This window comes from Shimia sp. SK013 (assembly GCF_001292625.1).
GTDB lineage: Bacteria > Pseudomonadota > Alphaproteobacteria > Rhodobacterales > Rhodobacteraceae > Shimia.
On sequence record NZ_LAJH01000019.1, the window covers coordinates 12,035 to 29,544 of the forward strand.

Consider the following 17,510-nt stretch of genomic DNA (forward strand, 5'->3'; position numbering starts at 1 on the left):
CACAGACGGGCGCTAGGCGCGGTAGAATGTCTCTCTGCGCAAACCGCCTTAGTCGGACTTGCCTAGATCCAGCGTGTGCTGACGCAACCACGCCATAAAGCCGCGCGGATCGCTTTGCAGCATTTCCAACTGTTCGTCCGTCAGCGGCTCGCCGACCACAGGTTTTTGCGGCTTGTTACAGGATCGTACAATTTCATGCAGCAGCAAACCCTGACGTAGGATTGGCGACAGCTTGTTGGCGATTTGATACGCGCGACTGTTGGATCCGGGATAGAAGATCGGCACAACCCGCGCACCGGAACGGCGGATCATTTGCGCCGTAAAGACATTCCACTCTTGCTCAATGGCTGGTCCAAACCAACTCTCAGAGCTCATCACAACCCCCGAAGGGAAAAGCGCAACCACGCCGCCCTCTTTGAGGTGCGACATCGCCTTGCCGCGCATTTCGACCATCTTGCGCTGTGCATCAGGGTCATGTGGGAACGGCACCGGAATCATAAAGCTAGACGCCGCTTCGTCCAGACCGGTCAGCACGGACCGCGTCAGAATACGGTAATCCTGTCGAACGCGGCCGATCAGGTCGGCAAAAATCATGCCATCAACCATGCCGTGCGGGTGGTTGGCCACCACAATAACCGGGCCATCCGCCGGGATGTTTTCCAGCTGCTCAGCAGGCGTTGTAAGTTCAATGCCCATCACGTCCAGCGCGCCGCGCCAGAACCGCTGACCCCGAAATTTCTCGTTGTTTCTTTCGAACTTGTTGACCATGCCCAGAATGGTCAACTTCCCAGTCATCCATTCAATGGCGCGGATGGCAAAACCGGTCCACCGATCGTCAAACGAGTTGGCATAGGTCAGCGTGCGCCGGTCGTAGACCTGCCCTTCGCTGTCGTGGGCGGTCTCGCTTCCGCCTTTGCCTTTGTTCGCCATATGTGGCTCTGGCACAGTGTCCACCAACTCAATCTTCCCGTTTCTCGGCCAACAATTTGGCCGCCCGTCTTTCGCTTTAGAAGCCTTCGCCAAACTTGTCGGCAACAAGGGCTTCGATTGCATCGGCCAGCGCCTCTGCGTCCGGCCCACTGGTCTGAACATCCACAGACGTACCTTTGGACGCCGCCAACATCAGCAAACCCATAATACTGTCGCCGCTTGCGCTCAACCCATCCTTGGACACTTCTGCGGATGCGTCAAATCCTTCGACCACTTCGACCAACTTGGCAGAAGCCCGCGCGTGCAGCCCTTTTTCATTGACGATTGCCAGTGTGCGTAATGTGGTATCACTCATGGCTCACCCCGTGTGGATATTTTGGCTGTCGATGTATTTGCGACCGGCATCCAGCGACAAACGCACTGCATCTCCAACCTCAAGATGGCGGCTTTTAGCCAGCTTGATCAACATTGGCAAATTGGCCCCATATAGGATGCGCCGATTGGCAGGCGCACAGGCACGCAGGCTGAGATTAGAAGGCGAGCCTCCGAACATGTCCGTGACGATAACCACCCCATCGCCCGTGTCGACGGCATCAGCCGCAACACAAATTTCACCTTGCTTTGTGGCTCGGTCGTGGTCGGGTTCAATCGCGATGGCAGAGACGCCATTTTGCGCGCCGACCACATGCTCCATGGCTGCCAGGTATTCGCCCGCCAGCCCGCCATGTGCCACGATCACAATTCCGATCACGCTTTGTCTTCCCCATCTGCTGTGCTGTCCGGCCCATGTCCCGGAAGCGTTGCGACCCGGTTGAGTTCGCGATGCCTAATTGACACCCGCCAGCCCTGTTGTGCAAGAGCAGCCGCGACGGAATCAGCCATAAATACCGATCTATGCCGCCCCCCCGTGCACCCAAATGCGATCATCAGGTGGCTACGGCCTTCTCCGATATAGGCAGGGAGCAGGGTCGTCAGCATTTTCGTGAGTGAGTCGAAGAATGGATCAAATGACGGATCATCCGCGACATAGACCCCCACGGGTGCATCTCCACCGTCCATAGGACGCAAGTCAGGCTCCCAATGCGGATTGCGCAAGAACCGACAGTCAAACACCATGTCAGCGCTTTGTGGCAACCCACGCTTGTAGCTGAAAGACGTAACCGTCAGTGCCAGTGATTGACCGTCCTTGGGGGCATAGTGCTGCTCCACCACCGCGCGCAATTCATGCGGGCTCAGCTCTGAGGTGTCGATCAATACATCCGCTCGGGCGCGTACCGGCGCGAAAAGCTCAAGCTCACGACGAATGCCCTGTGATGGTTCGCCGTCCGGAGCCATTGGATGGCGGCGGCGCGTTTCGCTATAGCGTCGGGCAAGCACATCGGCGCGACAGTCCAGGTACAAAAGCTCGGGGTCGGCCTCGTGTACGCCCTTCAGATGATCCAGCGCTTCCAGCAATGCCTGTGACGAAAAATCCCTGTTTCGCACATCAAGACCCAGCGCCAAGGGCCCCGTCAAAGGCTGATCTGACAGCAGCCGCCCTAACAGGCCAATCGGCAAATTGTCGATGGTTTCATAACCGCTGTCTTCGAGCGCATTGATGGCCGTTGACCGACCCGCCCCTGACGGACCCGTCAGCAAGAGCAGGCGGTGTTTCTTGGATGTCGACGGCGCTGCGGTCACGCATCTCTCCCTTCGCGCAGGTATTGCAGAATCGCTGGTGCAAAATGCGCTGCTTCGACACGTCGGCACAAGGGGATAGAATGGCCAAGTAGAACGACTTGTAGCGGGTGCGGTAAGCGGCCCTCTTCGACCCTGTCCATGTCCACAGCCAGCACCACCTCGGCCTCAGGCACTGTGTGGGCCCGCAAGATGCCAACCCCGCGCGCTTCGATCTTGCCGCGAATGGTCTTTGGCGCGCTGGCCGTCAACGATGCTCCACTCCGGCGAAGGACCGTGCGGTCATCTGCAACCAACGTCGCCCCATAGGCCAACAGGGCCAAGGCAAGCGCCGATTTTCCGCTGCCGGATGTACCCGTGATCAGTACCGCGCGCCCGTCCAGAGCCACACAGGAAGCATGCAGAATGGTGTCCTCGACGTCTGACGATCCGGCAGAGGTGCCTGACACGTCATCCTCGCCGGTCGCCATGGCTTACACCGGAAGGCCGACCACGAAACGGGCGCCCAAAGGTTCAGAGGTAATGTCGGCATCCGTGGGACGGATATTTTCGGCCCAGATCACACCGCCGTGCGCTTCGACAATTTGTTTGGAAATCGCCAGCCCAAGACCGGAGTTGTTGCCAAAGTCGGATTCAGGTCGGTGCGAGTAAAAGCGATTGAAGATCTTGTTAAGCGCCTGCTCCGGAATGCCGGGACCGGTGTCTTCGACCACCACCAGCACGCGGTTCTCGCGCTTGCGCGCCCAGACACGAATGGCGTCACCATCTTCGCAAAAGCTGATTGCATTGGTGATCAGGTTGACAAAGACCTGCGCCAGCCGCGCCTCAAGCCCATTGATTTCAATTGGCACTTCAGGCAGGTCGCTGACGAAATCGATGCCTTTGCCCTTGGCGTCTTCGCCCAGATACTGCGCCAAATTTCCAATCATCTCGAGCAGATTGAACTGCTCCTCTTCTTCCTTGACCAGTTCGCTGTCCAAACGGGACGCGTTGGAAATGTCACTTACAAGACGGTCCAGGCGACGCACATCGTGCTCGATCACATCGAGTAATTTTTCGCGATGCTCTTCTTTCTTGACCATCCGAAGCGACCCAACTGCCGACCGCAACGAGGCCAACGGGTTCTTGATTTCATGCGCCACGTCAGCCGCAAATTGCTCGTTACTGTCGATCCGCTCATACAAGGCCGACACCATGCCGCGTAATGCACCGGACAAACGGCCGATCTCATCAGGGCGGGCTGTCAAATCAGGGATCCGCACGCGGCCCGGGTTGACCTTGCGTGTGTCGTTGTCGCGGCCAATTTCGGCGGCAGCGGCCAGATCGGACAATGGATTGGAAATTGTAGACGCCAATACCATCGACAGGCCAACCGACACCACAGTGGCAATCAGGAACATCTGCAAAACGCGCTCACGCTCGGAACTGACCATTTGGTCCAACTCGCCGGCCGCACTTACCAGCACCACCGCGCCAACGTTGCGCCCGGCTTGCTGTATGGCCACGCCCACTGCGAACACGGTGTCGCCATCATCGGCCTCCAGCGTCGCCAGATGCTCACCCTCGGCCAGCGCCAATTCCGCAATTTGGCTAAGACGCGCTTCACTTTCGGCGTCTTCACCCAGCCCGCCTCCACCTTCTCCGCCGATGGTTTCCCACAGTTTGTTCAATGTCGACGTAAGCGGTGTGCCTTCTGGGCGTTCCGCCAAGGCCTGGGCCGCGCTTGATGTGGCCTCTCCGACCTTCATGCCCACGGCGTTTTTGGATGTATCAAAAACAAAAACGCTCGTGCCCTGTTGCAAGGGAAGCTTTTCCAGCGTGCCGCCAACTTTGACGCCGTCATCGGTTGCCAAATTGACCGGTGCACCAGACGGCATCTGCGCCTCAAAGGCGCCCGCAATCAACCGTCCCTCGGCAATCAGCCCCGCGGCACGTTGCACCGCAAAACTGTCGCGCGCACTATTGAGATACAAGATACCCGCCACCAAAACGCACAAAGCGATCAGGTTGAACGTGATAATCTTGCGCGTTAGCGGGGATTTGCTCAGCGGCAAAAGCCGGCGGCGTTCCCGCCGTCCACGCATCTCCCTTTCAACATTGGCTTCGGGCGCGACCCAGTCATCGCCCAATACAACGTCTCCATCCCGCCCTTGGGCCATGTCCTGCACGTCGGTCCTTCCGGCCTTGCGTCGTTACTCTTCGTTGTACCTATAACCGATGCCATAGAGCGTCTCAATTGCTGAGAAGTCAGAATCGGCAGTCCGCATTTTTTTGCGCAAACGCTTGATATGGCTGTCAATTGTGCGGTCATCGACGTAGACCTGATCGTCATAGGCCACGTCCATCAGCTGATCACGGCTTTTCACAAAACCGGGACGCTGTGCCAAAGCCTGCAACAGCAGGAATTCGGTCACAGTCAGGGTGACGTCCTGGCCCTTCCAGCTTACCGAATGGCGCAGCGGATCCATGGTCAGCTCACCGCGTTCCATGATCTTTGTGTCTTCGGTATCGCCAACGATCTCACCGTCCATCGCTTCCTGACGGCGCAAAAGCGCGCGGATGCGTTCGACCAAAAGGCGCTGCGAGAACGGCTTTTTGACGTAATCGTCCGCGCCCATGCGCAGGCCGAGAACTTCATCAATCTCATCATCTTTGGACGTCAGGAAAATCACCGGCATCGCGGTCTTCTGTCGCAAACGCTGCAACAGATCCATGCCATCCATGCGCGGCATTTTAATATCCAGAACAGCCATGTCCGGAAGTTTTTTGTTAAAAGCGTCCAGCGCTTGCTGGCCGTCATTATAGGTTTCTACTTCAAATCCCTCTGCCTCAAGGGTCATAGATACGGACGTCAGGATATTCCTGTCGTCGTCCACCAAGGCGATCTTCGACATCTGTCAGATCCTTATGTTGCTCGTTTTATTGCCTGTTTTTTGCGCCAGTATGCGCATTAGGGACTCCGGCAATCAATGTAAAAGTGCGATTCGCGTCTTATTTCGCCCTCATTTGGCCTCAAATTCACTTCCGAATGGCTAATTTGTCTCACTTTTGTTGCGCAAATTGGCAGCCGTGCGCCAATAGGAACATTTGATTGCGCTAACCTGCACTTGATTGCGCTAACTGCGTCAAAGCCTCCTGTTCATCCTTGGAAACCACATGTTAAGACCGCCATGTCACGCTTCGGAACGATTGAACGCGCAAGATTATTTCGTTCCGAGGCCTTAAAAGGACCGCCGCCAACTCGCATGCGGCTACAGGAGTGTAAAAAATGACATTTGGACGGGTAAACCCGAACTTCCGCCTACAAGATCAAGGGATCGAAGGTCTGGGAAATGTCTATTACAACTTTATGGAGCCTGCCCTGATCGAGAACGCGCTCAAGCGTGGCGAGGGCACTCTGGGCAATGGCGGCACATTCCTTGTCAGCACCGGTGAATTCACCGGCCGTTCGCCCAAGGACAAATTCACCGTCCGCACCCCCACCACCGAAGACACCATCTGGTGGGACAACAACGCCCCAATGGAACCAGAGGCGTTTGATCGCCTGCACGCCGACATGCTCGAGCACATGAAGGGTGGCGAATACTTTGTGCAGGATCTGACAGCCGGCGCCGACCCGACCCATGCAATCAACGTGCGTGTGGTGAACGAATTGGCATGGCACAACCTCTTCATCCGCCACCTGCTGCGTCGCCCCGACCGCGACGCGTTGGACACATTTGTCGCGGACTACACGATCATCAACTGCCCGACGTTCCAGGCTGATCCCGAACGGCACGGCTGCCGCTCCGAGACAGTGATTGCCGTGAACATCGACAAAAAGATGATCCTGATTGGCAACACCGAATACGCGGGCGAAAACAAGAAATCCGTCTTTGGCCTTCTGAACTATATCTTGCCGGAAAAAGGCATCATGCCGATGCACTGTTCCGCCAACCATGCCAAAGGCAACCCAGTCGACAGCGCCGTGTTCTTCGGCCTGTCCGGCACTGGCAAGACCACCCTGTCCGCAGATCCCAACCGCACGTTGATCGGCGATGACGAGCACGGCTGGTCTGATCGCGGCACGTTTAACTTCGAAGGCGGCTGCTACGCCAAGACCATCGGCCTCAATCCTGAGGCCGAGCCTGAAATCTACGCCACCACGCAGATGTTCGGCACCGTGATCGAGAACATGGTCTATGATGAAGACACCAAGGAGCTCGACTTTGAAGACAGCAGCCTGACCGAGAACATGCGCTGCGCCTATCCGCTGGAGTCGATCCCGAACGCGTCAGACAACGGCCTTGGCGGCCACCCCAAGAACGTGATCATGCTGACCTGCGATGCATTCGGTGTACTGCCTCCGGTGGCCCGCCTGACACCCGCGCAGGCTGAATATCACTTCCTGTCGGGCTTCACCGCCAAAATGGCTGGCACCGAGCGTGGCGTGACCGAACCGTCGCCCGCCTTCTCAACCTGCTTTGGCGCGCCCTTCATGCCCCGTCGTCCAGAAGCTTACGGTGCCCTGCTGCGCCAAAAGATTGCCGAGCACGGCACCACCTGCTGGCTGGTCAACACTGGCTGGACCGGTGGCGCATATGGCACAGGCTCGCGTATGCCGATCAAAGCCACCCGCGCTTTGCTGACCGCAGCGCTCGACGGCTCGCTGAACCACGTTGAGTTCCGCAAAGACGCCAACTTCGGCTTCGAAGTGCCTGTTTCTGTGCCTGGCGTTGATGACAGCCTGCTCGATCCCCGCAGCACATGGGGTGACAAAGACGCCTACGACGCCCAAGCCGCCAAGCTGGTAGGCATGTTTGCCGACAACTTCGAGCAATACCTGCCCTACATCGACGCAGACGTGAAAGCGGCTGCAATCGGCTAAGCTTGACGACAGACGAATTCAAAAAGCCCCGGCGAAAGCTGGGGCTTTTTCGTTGGGTCCGTCCGCCAAGCACCAAGTATATCCGGCGTCAGATCAACAGTCGCAAACCAGCGCCAAGAAGCGCCGCGACGAATAGAACCCTGATGATACCCCAGTGCAACCGAAAGGCCAAAAACCCGCTAATAAGGAACAGGGCTACAGTGAGCCATTCGACGGTTTCAATGTCCGGCCTCCAAAGCGTGATGGGCCCAAGCTTCTGCTGACTGACGTCAGCGAACAACACATGCATCGCGAACCAGATCGAGAGATTTAGGATGACACCAACGACTGCGGCTGTGATCGCCTTGAGGGCTCCTCGCAGCCTCGGTTGGCTTGATATCCATTCGATGTAAGGGGCACCGGCAAAAATCCAGAGAAAGCACGGCGCGAAGGTGACCCATAGAGCCACCACAGCAGCGCTCAGCCCAAGAAGAAGCCCGCCCTCTTTGAACCCTGCAAGAAACCCGACGAATTGCGTGACCAGAATAAGCGGCCCGGGCGTTGTTTCGGCCAAGCCGAGCGCATCGACAACCTCCCCCGCTGTCAACCAGCCGAAGTGCCCCACAACATCCTGCGCCATATAGGCGAGGACCGCGTAGGCACCGCCAAAGGTCACAACGGCAAGTGTCGAGAAGAACGTGCCGACTTCGACCAGAAGTTCCGGCGCGCCCGAACTCGCGAGCGCGATCAGCGGCAAAAGCCAGATCGCCAGCCACAGGACAATTGTGCCACTGGTCTTGCGGACCGACACATGCGCGGTGCCAATGGTCTGCCCATCCGCATCCGGAGTTCCCATGAACCAGCCAAACACCCCCGCAATAAGCACGATCAGCGGGTATGGAATGGACAGAAAGAACAACCCGACAAACGTCATCCCGGCAATGATCCAGTGTACGCGCTGCGAAAGCGCCTTTTTCGCGACCCGCATCAGCGCCTCGACCACGATCACCAGAACGGCTGCCTTGATGCCATAAAACAAAGCCTCTACGAGGGGCACGTTCCCATAGATGCTGTAAATCGCCGCCAGCATCATGATCACAACAGCACCGGGCAATACAAACAACAGCCCCGCGATCAGACCCCCTCGCGTGCCATGCAACCGCCACCCGGCATAGGTTGCCAATTGCATCGCCTCCGGGCCGGGCAAGAGCATACAAAAGCTCAACGCATTCAGGAATTGCTGCTCAGAAAGCCAACTGCGGTCCTCGACGATCTCCTTATGCATAAGCGCGATCTGGGCCGCCGGACCTCCGAACGACAGAATACCGATCTTCCACCAAACCTGTGTCGCTTCCCCAAGCGTCGGGGTTTCATCCACCCGCACGTCATTGGATAAACTCATGATCTATCCCCTCGCCGACGCGGCAGGCCAGTCGTGTCCTTCGGCCGTCGCATCGCGCGCCCATCGATAGAATGCATCATAAAGAACCATGCCAACTTCGAGTTGTTCTAGGTCGTCGCGATACATTCGCGACAGGCCCAATGAGGCGGCAAGAAGCCCTGCTGTTTCAGGGGCCAGATCATGCCTGTTGGTGTCGGCTCCGCGAACGATTAAGGCCAATCGCTCTAACGCTTTATGTGTAATGCCAAATTCTTCAACCATTGTATCGAATGTGCATTTTTCGCCGCGATGGCTCCAGAACACGTCTTCGATGTCGAACGGCGTCGCATTAAAACGTTCCGCCACATTGGAGACTTGCGAGGCTGCGACGAAAAGTATTTGGGCGTTTGGATCGATAAACCGGCGAATAAGCCAGGGACAGGCGATCCGGTCGATCTTTGGCCTGTGTCGCGTGACCCAGACCGTGCGCCCGCTGGCATCAAGCGGTGGGAGCTTTTCAGCAAGAACCATCGGATGTCCGGCATCCCTCCATGCGAACTGGCCGCCTTCAAGGACTTCCGCCTTCACACCGGCTGATCGCAACAACGCTGCAGCACCCTGGCTGATCTTCAGGCCCTTCTGACAATAGATGACAACAGAACGGCCCACGAGTGCGTCGGCAAGGTCAAGAACGTCTAGAAAGGGATGACGGACCGCGCCGGGGATCAGGTGCGGGTCCGCTTCGAAATCTGCATCGATGCGCACATCTAAAAGCACGGGGCAATCTGGTGTGCCCACCAAGCGGGCCAATGTCGAAACGGGGATTTCATTGTATGACGCCATAAAGCATCCTCCTTGAACAGGTTGGAAGGATGCAAGTTTGGGCTGGCGCCTCACGAGGTTCTTGCAGACCCCTGAACCATTTTTGTAAACGCGGGTTTCGCAACCGTCAACCTCCCGAGCAGACCTCCGCCACCTTGCAAAGTAGACGCAGAGACGGCGCAATGTGAGCGTTTTCTGCAAGCGGCCTAACGTCTTCTTCTGTGCGTGTCTGACTCCGCACCAAATCCGGTTGCTACCTGCTCTTTTTAGGGCGATCTCGCACCGCCAAACGGGCCTTAACCCTGTCCGTGACAATAGACTTCAAATGCCACAGCGCCTAATCTCGTTTTATGCATATTCGCCCTGAAACGCCCGGTGACATAACGGCCATCCGCGACCTGACCGACGCAGCCTTTGGCCAGCCGGACGAAGCCCGACTTGTCGACCTGTTGCGCGAAAACGGTGATGCAGCGATTTCGCTCGTGGCAGAAGATGCCGGTCACATCATCGGCCATGTGATGTTCTCGCCCATGGCCGCACCGATCCGCGCCTTGGGCCTCGCGCCAGTCTCCGTCGCCCCCGATCACCAGAAACAAGGCATCGGCGCGCAGCTCATCCGCCGCGGCCTCTCCCAAGCGCAAATGGACGGCTGGCAAGCCAGCTTTGTTTTGGGCAACCCGGACTACTATACACGTTTTGGTTACGCGGTGGACACCGCCAAAGGCTTCACCAACGTCTTTGCCGGGCCCTACTTCATGGCGCTCGAGCTGACACCCGGTGCGCTAAAGACGCCTTTCGCGGTGTCCTACGCCGCCGCCTTTGACCAACTTTAAGCCGCCCGCACCCCTTTGTGCCACACGGCCCGCAACGCAGGGACACCTTCGGTCAATCTAAATCGGATCAGGTCAGCTTGCAGTCCCACCTCCAAGCGCCCGCGATCCGTCAAATTGGTGTATTCCGCAGGCGCGGCCGTAACCGTGCGCAGCCCCTTGGCCATGTCACCCCATTGATTGCCAAGCATGACAGCGCCGAACAACAAAGACGACGGCACATAATCTGAGGACAAAATGTCCAACAGGCCTTTCTCCGCCAACTCCATCGCCGCGACGTTGCCCGAATGGGAACCGCCGCGCACAAGGTTTGGCCCGCCCATGATATTGGCAATACCGTGGTGGTGGTTCGCCTTTGCGGCCTCAACCGTGGTTGGGAACTCCGCCAAGCGAATGCCATAGCCCGCCGATGTGGCCACCTGAGCGGCCGTCGTGTCGTCGTGGCTTGCCAAAACGGCGCCAAACCGCTCGGCAGCAGCAACAGTTGCGCGTTCGTGTTTGTGTCCGAACGCGTCATGCAGCCCGACAAGAAACGCCATGTAGTCGTCAAACCCATCCGCATCCATCGCGTACTTGCCGCGAATATAGGCCTCAAACTTCGACAGGTCCGTGAACTGGCGCTGGCCCGGCGTGTGATCCATCAAACTCACAATGCCGATACGATCTTCGGCGCCGAACTCTTCCAACTCCTCCACCAATGTCTCCGAACAGGTTTCGGCACGCAGGTGAATGTGATGACTGATCCGCAACCCGCCGCTGTCGCGCATCGACAGGATTTCGCTCGCAACCGAACGCGCGTACTTGCCGTATTTCTTGCTTGGATCGCTCAAGATCGACCCGACGCGCAGCGCATCAAACACCGTCGTGATGCCAACACTCGCCAGTTCGGCGTCATGCGCCACAATCGCCGCCTGATGCGGCCAATCCACTTTGGGACGCGGTCGCATGTGGCGCTCAAGGTTGTCGGTGTGCAACTCGACCAGACCCGGAGCGACATAGTCCCCCTCGCAGTCCTGCGCGCCTCTCGGCACGGCGGCCCCTTGGTCCATCTCAACGATCACTCCGTCGCGCACAACGATAGACCCGGTTACGGTCTCGTTGGGCAAAACAAGGGTGGCATTTGCAAGGATCATCTCTTGTGTCATGTGGGTGTCACGCATTCTTGGCATTCGCTGTCAAAAGGTTGAAAGAGTCATCATGCAGTTCCGAAGATACGGCATTTACTACACACCGTGCCCCGGCGCATTGGCTGATTTTGGTGCGGCTTGGTTGGGTTGGGACGTGACCACCGGCGCGGACGTGGCGCATCCCGATGTGGACGGACTGCCTCTGCCGGTCACTGAGATCACCGCGACGCCGCGCAAGTACGGCCTGCACGGAACGATCAAACCGCCGTTCTTTCTGGCGGACGGCACGCAGATCGATGACCTGGCACAAACTTTCGCAACGCTCTGCACCCGCCTCGCACCGATCACGCTTGATGGCTTGGTGCTTGCGCGTCTCGGCAGCTTCATCGCACTGAAAATTGATGGCGATCAGACGGCGCTTGCGGATCTCGCAGGTACGGTGGTCCGCGACCTTGACAACTTTCGTGCCCCGCCAACCAAAGCCGAGTTGGAACGCCGCCGCAAATCCAGCCTTTCCGCCCGCCAAGATGCGCTTCTGACGCAATGGGGTTATCCCTATGTGATGGACGAGTTCCGCTTCCACATCACCCTGTCCGGTCGCGTTGGCAAAAACGCCGAGGCCACGATTGCAGCGCTGACGCCGCACGTGACCCCGATTTTGCCAAACCCGTTTGTGGTCAACAGTCTCACCCTCGTGGGCGAGGACGACGCAGGAATGTTTCACGAAATCCAACGTCATACCCTCACCGGCTGAAGCGCGGCCAAAGCCCGCGCAACGGTCTCCTCAAGCGCGCCGTCATTGGAAATTTCAATCACATCCGCGCCCTGCGGTTGTTCACTGGCAGCCCGCTCCAAACGGCCTTCAATCTCTTTTGCGCTCTCGCGTCCCCGCGCCGCCAACCGCGCCGCCAAAGTTGGAATGTCGGCTGTTAAAGAGAGTACCGCAAAATTGTCAAATGCCGTGCGCGCCTTGTCGAGAATGCTGCGCGACAAGTTCACCAACACAACCGCGTCCGCGTCCTCAACCGCCAGCCCGTCACGCGGCACGCCATAATGCAGCCCATGCGCGGCCCACCACAGCGCAAAAGCGTCTTGCGCGACCAATGCATCAAACTCCGCCTCGGTCGCACCAACCGAGTTTTCACCGCCCGCGCCGGCCGCCCGTGTGATCACCCGCCGAACCAGCCGCACCCGTGCGTCCGCCGCTGACAAGGCTTCCATCACGGTATCCTTGCCGACGCCGGATGGCCCGACAACACCGATCACGCGCACCGTCATCATGCAGCCCCCGCCGTCAAACCTGGAGTATAGATCGACACGTCAATCTCATGATCGCAAACCCGCGCCCGCGCTGCCTCATCGTGAAAAATGCCAACGATGGCAGCTCCCCGCGCCTTTGCCTCTTCTATGAGGTTCAGTACCGTCTCGCGGTTGGTTGCATCCAAACTCGCAGTCGGCTCATCCAGCAACATCGCCGGATAGTCGTGCGCAAACCCGCGCGCGATGTTCACGCGCTGCTGCTCGCCGCCTGAAAAGGATGTTGGCGACAACGACCACAGCCTTTCGGGAATATTCAACCGCGCCAACAGCTCTCGCGCTTTGGCCCGCGCTGCTTCACTTTCGGCCCCCACCGCCAACAACGGCTCCGCCACCACATCCACGGTTGGCACACGCGGCACCACGCGCAGAAACTGGCTCACATAGCCCAGCACGTCACGCCGCAACGCCAAAATCTCGCGTGGTTCCGACTGCACGACGTCCACGCCGTCCACCACAATCGACCCGCCCGCAGCGAGATAGTTGCCGTATATCATCCGCATCAACGTCGACTTGCCAGCACCCGACGCGCCGGTCAACGCCACGCACTCACCGGGCGCCACCACCAACTCTGCGCCGTGCATCACCGGAATGACTGCGCCACCCTGATTGTGCAGGGTGAATGTCTTGCTGAGGTTCCTGATCTCGATCATCAGAGCTTCCTTTTGCCCAAAATATCCTCGGGGGGAGTCGCGTGCGACGGGGGGCAGACAGCCCCCCTCCCCGTTTTCAAACTTGCAGAACCGAACTCACCAACAACTGCGTGTACGCATGTTGCGGGTCATCCAGCACCTGATCGGTCAGACCGGTTTCCACCACATGACCATCCTTCATCACCATCAGCCGGTCCGCCAACAGCCGCACCACCGCCAGATCATGCGTCACGATAATGGCGCTCAGCCCCATCTCGCGCACCAATCCGCGCAACAAATCCAGCAAGCGCGCCTGCACCGACACATCCAGCCCGCCCGTGGGTTCGTCCATGAACACCAATCGCGGCCCGGTCACCAGGTTGCGCGCAATCTGCAAACGCTGCTGCATCCCGCCGGAAAACTGTGTCGGGCGATCGTCCACACGCTCTTCGCTGATTTCCACCCGGCCCAGCCAATCGACGGCCTCAGCACGGATATTGCCGTAATGCCGCGCACCCACCGCCATCAGCCGCTCGCCAACGTTGCCGCCCGCCGACACGTTCATCCGCAACCCGTCCCGCGCATGTTGGTGCACAAAGGCCCAATCGGTGCGGCTCAGCATACGACGCTCCGGCTCACTCATCGTGACTGTGTCGCGCATCTCGCCATCGCGCATTTCAAATCGCACCTCGCCGGTCTCCGGAGTTAGAAAACCGGCGAGGCAGTTGAGGAGCGTAGATTTGCCCGAACCGCTTTCCCCAACAATGCCCATAACCTCTCCTGAATAGAGGTCAAAATTCACGTTCTCACACCCGATACGGTTGCCATAGAACTTGCTGATGTTCTCAACCTTCAGAAGCGGCGTCATGCTGCTGTCTCCTCAAAAGGCGTGCCTTGCGCACCCACATGCCCCGCCTTGCGGCGGCTGGCGCAATAATCTGTGTCCGAACACACAAACATCCGGTTGCCTGCGTCATCCATAATGACTTCATCCAGATAACTGTCGGTCGCGCCGCACATGTCACAGGCGTGATCGGCTTTGCTGGCCTCAAACGGAAAATCTTCAAAGTCGAGGCTGACCACCTGACAATACGGCGGCAGCGCGTAAATCCGCTGTTCGCGCCCAGCGCCGAACAATTGAATGCCCGCCATTTCCATCTTGGGATTGTCAAACTTCGGGATCGGGCTCGGGTCCATCACATAGCGCCCCTCGACTTTCACCGGATAGGCGTAAGACGTGGCAATTGCGCCATGTTTGGCGATGTCCTCATAGAGTTTCACATGCATCAGGCCGTATTCCTCAAGGCTGTGCATCTTGCGGGTTTCCACCTCAGACGGCTCCAGAAACCGCAAAGGCTCGGGGATTGGCACCTGATAGACAAGGATCTGATCTTCGCGCAGTTCGTCCTCTGGGATGCGGTGTCGGGTCTGAATAACACTCGCCGCGCTGGCTTCTTCGGTTGTGGCCACGCCTGCGGTCTTCTCGAAAAACTTGCGGATCGACACAGCGTTGGTGGTGTCATCTGCCCCCTGATCGATCACCTTGAACGTATCATCCGGCGTCAAAGTCGCGGCAGACACCTGCACACCGCCCGTGCCCCAGCCATAAGGCATTGGCATTTCGCGGCTGGCGAACGGCACCTGATATCCGGGAATGGCAAGCCCCTTTAGGATCGCGCGCCGGATCATGCGTTTGGTCTGCTCGTCCAGATAGGCAAAGTTATAGTCGCTCATTCCGCCGCCTCCTGCACGGGATTGATGTTTTCCATCGCCTCACGGCGCAGCTTGCGGATCAGCTCCAGCTCAGATTGGAAATCGACATAATGCGGCAGCTTGATGTGCTCCAAAAAGCCCGTCGCCTGAATGTTGTCGGAGTGATACAGCACGAACTCTTCGTCCTGCGCGGGCGCGCCCATGTTGTCCTCGCCCAACTCCTGCCAGCGCAACGCACGGTCCACCAAAGCCATCGAAATCGACTTACGCTCAGATTGTCCAAACACCAGCCCATAACCGCGCGTGAACTGCGGCGGCTCGGTCTTTGAGCCCTGAAACTGGTTCACCGTCTCACATTCGGTCAGCTCGATTTCGCCAACTTCGATCGCGAAACCCAATTCAGGGATGTCCATTTCCACAGCCACTTTGCCAATCCGCAACTCGCCGACAAAGGCATGGTTGCGGCCATACCCACGCTGCGTCGAATAGGCCATCGACAGAACAAATCCCTCATCGCCCCGCGTCAAAGCCTGCAGACGCAAAGGACGCGAACTTGGCAATTCCAACGGTTCGCGCGTCAAATCCCCCGGAACGTCATCCGATGACACCTCGGTCTGGATCAAACCCTCTTGATTGAGGAACTCGGTGATATGCGGTGTGACCTCCGTGCGCGGCTCACTTTGGGGCGCTTCAGGAATGTCCCCCTCGGCGGCCAAAGCAAAATCCAGCAAACGGTGTGTGTAATCAAACGTTGGCCCCAAGACCTGCCCGCCGGGCGCATCCTTAAAGGTCGCCGAAATCCGTCGGTCACAAGCCATCGCCTCGGTGTCCACAGGGGCTGTGGCACCAAACCGGGGCAATGTGGTGCGATAGGCGCGGATCAGGAAAATCGCCTCGATCATGTCGCCGCGGGATTGCTTGATCGCCAGCGCCGCCAGATCGGGGTCATACAGCGACCCTTCTGCCATTACACGGTTCACAGCCAGTGACAGCTGTTCGCGGATTTGCGCAATCGACAGCTCAGCCACATCCAGATCACCGCGCCGTTCTTCGGCCAACCACGCGTGCGCATTGTCAATCGCACGCTCGCCGCCTTTAACTGCAACATACATCAGGCCGCCTCCACTTTCGTTGTACGTGGCAACGCGGACACTTGGTCCCCGCTGGTGAAGAAAAAGTCCAAGCCCAAGGGAAACAGCATCGCATTCATCTGAAACGCGTCTACTTCAGGCAATCCCATCGACGCCGTGTCTTTGATGCCGGGGCCCCGCAGCACCGCGCCGTCTGCTTTCAAAGCGTCGCACTCGACAATCAAAGTGGCCGAGCGATCCGGGTATTCCGGCGTGCCAATTGCAAACTGCGTGTGCGGCGCCAAACCCGCCCAATCGCCAATCGCAAACATCGCCTCAGCGGCGCCAACAATCGGGGCACCCACATGAAACGCGATCCAGTCGCGCACCGGCTGGCAATCCCATTCGCCCACAAGAAAGACGGGCGTGTCAGGGTCGCACAACGTCAGAACCAAGGTTCCCGCCGCCACCGACATCGGCGCAGGCGGCACCGCGCCTTTTAGGGTTTCGATCTTGCCGGGGCGCGCAATCGCAGTCATCGCCGCGCGAAAGGCATGTGCTGCCTCAATCGGCGCATCTGCAAAACCGCCCTTTAGGACATCTGCATCCATCAGTCTTCCCCCCGCACCATGGTGAAGAAATCCACCTTCGTCGCCGCAGCCTTAGCGGCACGCGTGTCCTTGGCGGCCGTCATTTCTGCCTGCAAAGGCGTCAGGATCGTCGCGCGCACAGCTTCGGCCTGTTCGGTCTGCATCAACGCATCCACCAACGCAGCGACCCGCGCTTTGTCCTTGTCGCGCCCCTGCACATACCCATGTCCAACCGCGCCACTCTCCAGCTGCAACGCACATCGTGTCAGCGTCATTTCCCCTAAATTGAACGGAGCACCGGTGCCACCGAGGCGGCCTCGTACCATCGTCGCGCCAATCTCCGGCGCGCGCAGCCAGTGAAAATCAGGCTCTGCGCCCAACTCATGCCAAAGCGCCAAAAGCCGTCCCGCTGGCGCCTTGGCCAACACCGACATCCATGAGCGTCTGTTATTTTCTGCGGTCATCTAGACACCTTGCTGATTTGTCTATTTTCATATACAACTAGACAAATCCTAGCCGCACGACGCGAGTCGCGCAATCCCAAGACCCGTGAACTTTTCATGACAAAAGACCTC

At 58.4% G+C, this 17,510-nt stretch carries 20 protein-coding genes; 3 read left to right on the top strand and 17 right to left on the bottom strand.

Annotated elements, in window-relative coordinates; genetic code table 11:
• Positions 1 to 48 precede the first annotated feature (48 nt).
• The 7 genes from SHIM_RS15675 to SHIM_RS15705 all read right to left on the bottom strand — a co-directional run bounded on the left by SHIM_RS15675 (position 49) and on the right by SHIM_RS15705 (position 5,501).
• A complete protein-coding gene (locus tag SHIM_RS15675; protein WP_054003628.1) occupies positions 49 to 930 on the bottom strand; it encodes a lysophospholipid acyltransferase family protein in 882 nt (293 codons plus the stop codon).
• A 76-nt stretch (positions 931 to 1,006) separates the two neighbouring features.
• Entirely contained in the window at positions 1,007 to 1,285 is a 279-nt protein-coding gene (locus SHIM_RS15680; RefSeq protein WP_054003629.1) for an HPr family phosphocarrier protein, read from the bottom strand.
• A 3-nt stretch (positions 1,286 to 1,288) separates the two neighbouring features.
• The gene (locus SHIM_RS15685; protein ID WP_054003630.1) at positions 1,289 to 1,681 is read right to left on the bottom strand and encodes a PTS sugar transporter subunit IIA; all 393 of its coding nucleotides are present in this window, start codon (positions 1,679 to 1,681) and stop codon (positions 1,289 to 1,291) included.
• Entirely contained in the window at positions 1,678 to 2,610 is a 933-nt protein-coding gene (gene rapZ / locus SHIM_RS15690; protein ID WP_054003631.1) for an RNase adapter RapZ, read from the bottom strand. Before rapZ ends, SHIM_RS15685 begins: the two co-directional genes overlap by 4 nt.
• On the bottom strand, positions 2,607 to 3,077 hold the full coding sequence (locus SHIM_RS15695; RefSeq protein WP_082358423.1) for an HPr kinase/phosphorylase: 471 nt from the start codon (positions 3,075 to 3,077) through the stop codon (positions 2,607 to 2,609). Before SHIM_RS15695 ends, rapZ begins: the two co-directional genes overlap by 4 nt.
• Before the next feature lie 3 nt (positions 3,078 to 3,080).
• A complete protein-coding gene (locus SHIM_RS15700) occupies positions 3,081 to 4,766 on the bottom strand; it encodes a sensor histidine kinase (protein ID WP_054003632.1) in 1,686 nt (561 codons plus the stop codon).
• 33 nt (positions 4,767 to 4,799) lie between these two features.
• Positions 4,800 to 5,501 (bottom strand): response regulator transcription factor, encoded by a 702-nt coding sequence (locus tag SHIM_RS15705; RefSeq protein ID WP_054003633.1) that lies wholly within the window; start codon positions 5,499 to 5,501, stop codon positions 4,800 to 4,802.
• 374 nt (positions 5,502 to 5,875) lie between these two features.
• Between SHIM_RS15705 and SHIM_RS15710 the strand changes: the two genes are divergently transcribed.
• Complete coding sequence (locus tag SHIM_RS15710) at positions 5,876 to 7,474, top strand: phosphoenolpyruvate carboxykinase (RefSeq protein ID WP_054003634.1); 1,599 nt, start codon at positions 5,876 to 5,878, stop codon at positions 7,472 to 7,474.
• 88 nt (positions 7,475 to 7,562) lie between these two features.
• Here the strand turns inward: SHIM_RS15710 and chrA are convergent, their stop codons facing one another.
• The gene (gene chrA / locus SHIM_RS15715; protein WP_054003635.1) at positions 7,563 to 8,855 is read right to left on the bottom strand and encodes a chromate efflux transporter; all 1,293 of its coding nucleotides are present in this window, start codon (positions 8,853 to 8,855) and stop codon (positions 7,563 to 7,565) included.
• 3 nt (positions 8,856 to 8,858) lie between these two features.
• Positions 8,859 to 9,677, bottom strand: coding sequence for a chromate resistance protein ChrB domain-containing protein (locus SHIM_RS15720; RefSeq protein WP_054003636.1), 819 nt, complete (start codon positions 9,675 to 9,677; stop codon positions 8,859 to 8,861).
• Between the two features lie 329 nt (positions 9,678 to 10,006).
• On the opposite strand from SHIM_RS15720, the gene SHIM_RS15725 reads away from it, so the two are divergent.
• Positions 10,007 to 10,489 (top strand): GNAT family N-acetyltransferase, encoded by a 483-nt coding sequence (locus SHIM_RS15725; RefSeq protein ID WP_054003637.1) that lies wholly within the window; start codon positions 10,007 to 10,009, stop codon positions 10,487 to 10,489.
• Here the strand turns inward: SHIM_RS15725 and SHIM_RS15730 are convergent.
• Positions 10,486 to 11,631: an alpha-D-ribose 1-methylphosphonate 5-triphosphate diphosphatase gene (locus SHIM_RS15730; RefSeq protein WP_054003638.1), complete on the bottom strand. Its 1,146-nt coding sequence runs from the start codon at positions 11,629 to 11,631 to the stop codon at positions 10,486 to 10,488. The genes SHIM_RS15725 and SHIM_RS15730 overlap by 4 nt on opposite strands.
• 52 nt (positions 11,632 to 11,683) lie before the next feature.
• Here SHIM_RS15730 and SHIM_RS15735 point away from each other — a divergent pair, with 52 nt between their 5' ends.
• Complete coding sequence (locus SHIM_RS15735; RefSeq protein ID WP_054003664.1) at positions 11,684 to 12,367, top strand: DUF1045 domain-containing protein; 684 nt, start codon at positions 11,684 to 11,686, stop codon at positions 12,365 to 12,367.
• Here the strand turns inward: SHIM_RS15735 and phnN are convergent.
• The 7 genes from phnN to phnG form a co-directional block, all read right to left on the bottom strand.
• Positions 12,349 to 12,894: a phosphonate metabolism protein/1,5-bisphosphokinase (PRPP-forming) PhnN gene (phnN, locus tag SHIM_RS15740; RefSeq protein WP_342585520.1), complete on the bottom strand. Its 546-nt coding sequence runs from the start codon at positions 12,892 to 12,894 to the stop codon at positions 12,349 to 12,351. The two genes, SHIM_RS15735 and phnN, sit on opposite strands and share 19 nt — an antisense overlap.
• The gene (gene phnL, locus SHIM_RS15745) at positions 12,891 to 13,583 is read right to left on the bottom strand and encodes a phosphonate C-P lyase system protein PhnL (protein ID WP_054003639.1); all 693 of its coding nucleotides are present in this window, start codon (positions 13,581 to 13,583) and stop codon (positions 12,891 to 12,893) included. Before phnL ends, phnN begins: the two co-directional genes overlap by 4 nt.
• Before the next feature lie 76 nt (positions 13,584 to 13,659).
• Positions 13,660 to 14,430 carry a phosphonate C-P lyase system protein PhnK gene (gene phnK / locus SHIM_RS15750; protein WP_054003640.1) on the bottom strand — a complete coding sequence of 257 codons (771 nt, stop codon included), beginning with the start codon at positions 14,428 to 14,430 and terminating at the stop codon, positions 13,660 to 13,662.
• Positions 14,427 to 15,296 carry an alpha-D-ribose 1-methylphosphonate 5-phosphate C-P-lyase PhnJ gene (locus SHIM_RS15755; protein WP_054003641.1) on the bottom strand — a complete coding sequence of 290 codons (870 nt, stop codon included), beginning with the start codon at positions 15,294 to 15,296 and terminating at the stop codon, positions 14,427 to 14,429. The genes phnK and SHIM_RS15755 overlap by 4 nt, the downstream gene beginning before the upstream one ends.
• A complete protein-coding gene (locus SHIM_RS15760; protein WP_054003642.1) occupies positions 15,293 to 16,387 on the bottom strand; it encodes a carbon-phosphorus lyase complex subunit PhnI in 1,095 nt (364 codons plus the stop codon). The genes SHIM_RS15755 and SHIM_RS15760 overlap by 4 nt, the downstream gene beginning before the upstream one ends.
• Positions 16,387 to 16,956 carry a phosphonate C-P lyase system protein PhnH gene (gene phnH / locus SHIM_RS15765; RefSeq protein WP_054003643.1) on the bottom strand — a complete coding sequence of 190 codons (570 nt, stop codon included), beginning with the start codon at positions 16,954 to 16,956 and terminating at the stop codon, positions 16,387 to 16,389. The genes SHIM_RS15760 and phnH overlap by 1 nt, the downstream gene beginning before the upstream one ends.
• On the bottom strand, positions 16,956 to 17,399 hold the full coding sequence (gene phnG / locus SHIM_RS15770) for a phosphonate C-P lyase system protein PhnG (RefSeq protein WP_054003644.1): 444 nt from the start codon (positions 17,397 to 17,399) through the stop codon (positions 16,956 to 16,958). The genes phnH and phnG overlap by 1 nt, the downstream gene beginning before the upstream one ends.
• Between the last annotated feature and the right edge of the window lie 111 nt (positions 17,400 to 17,510).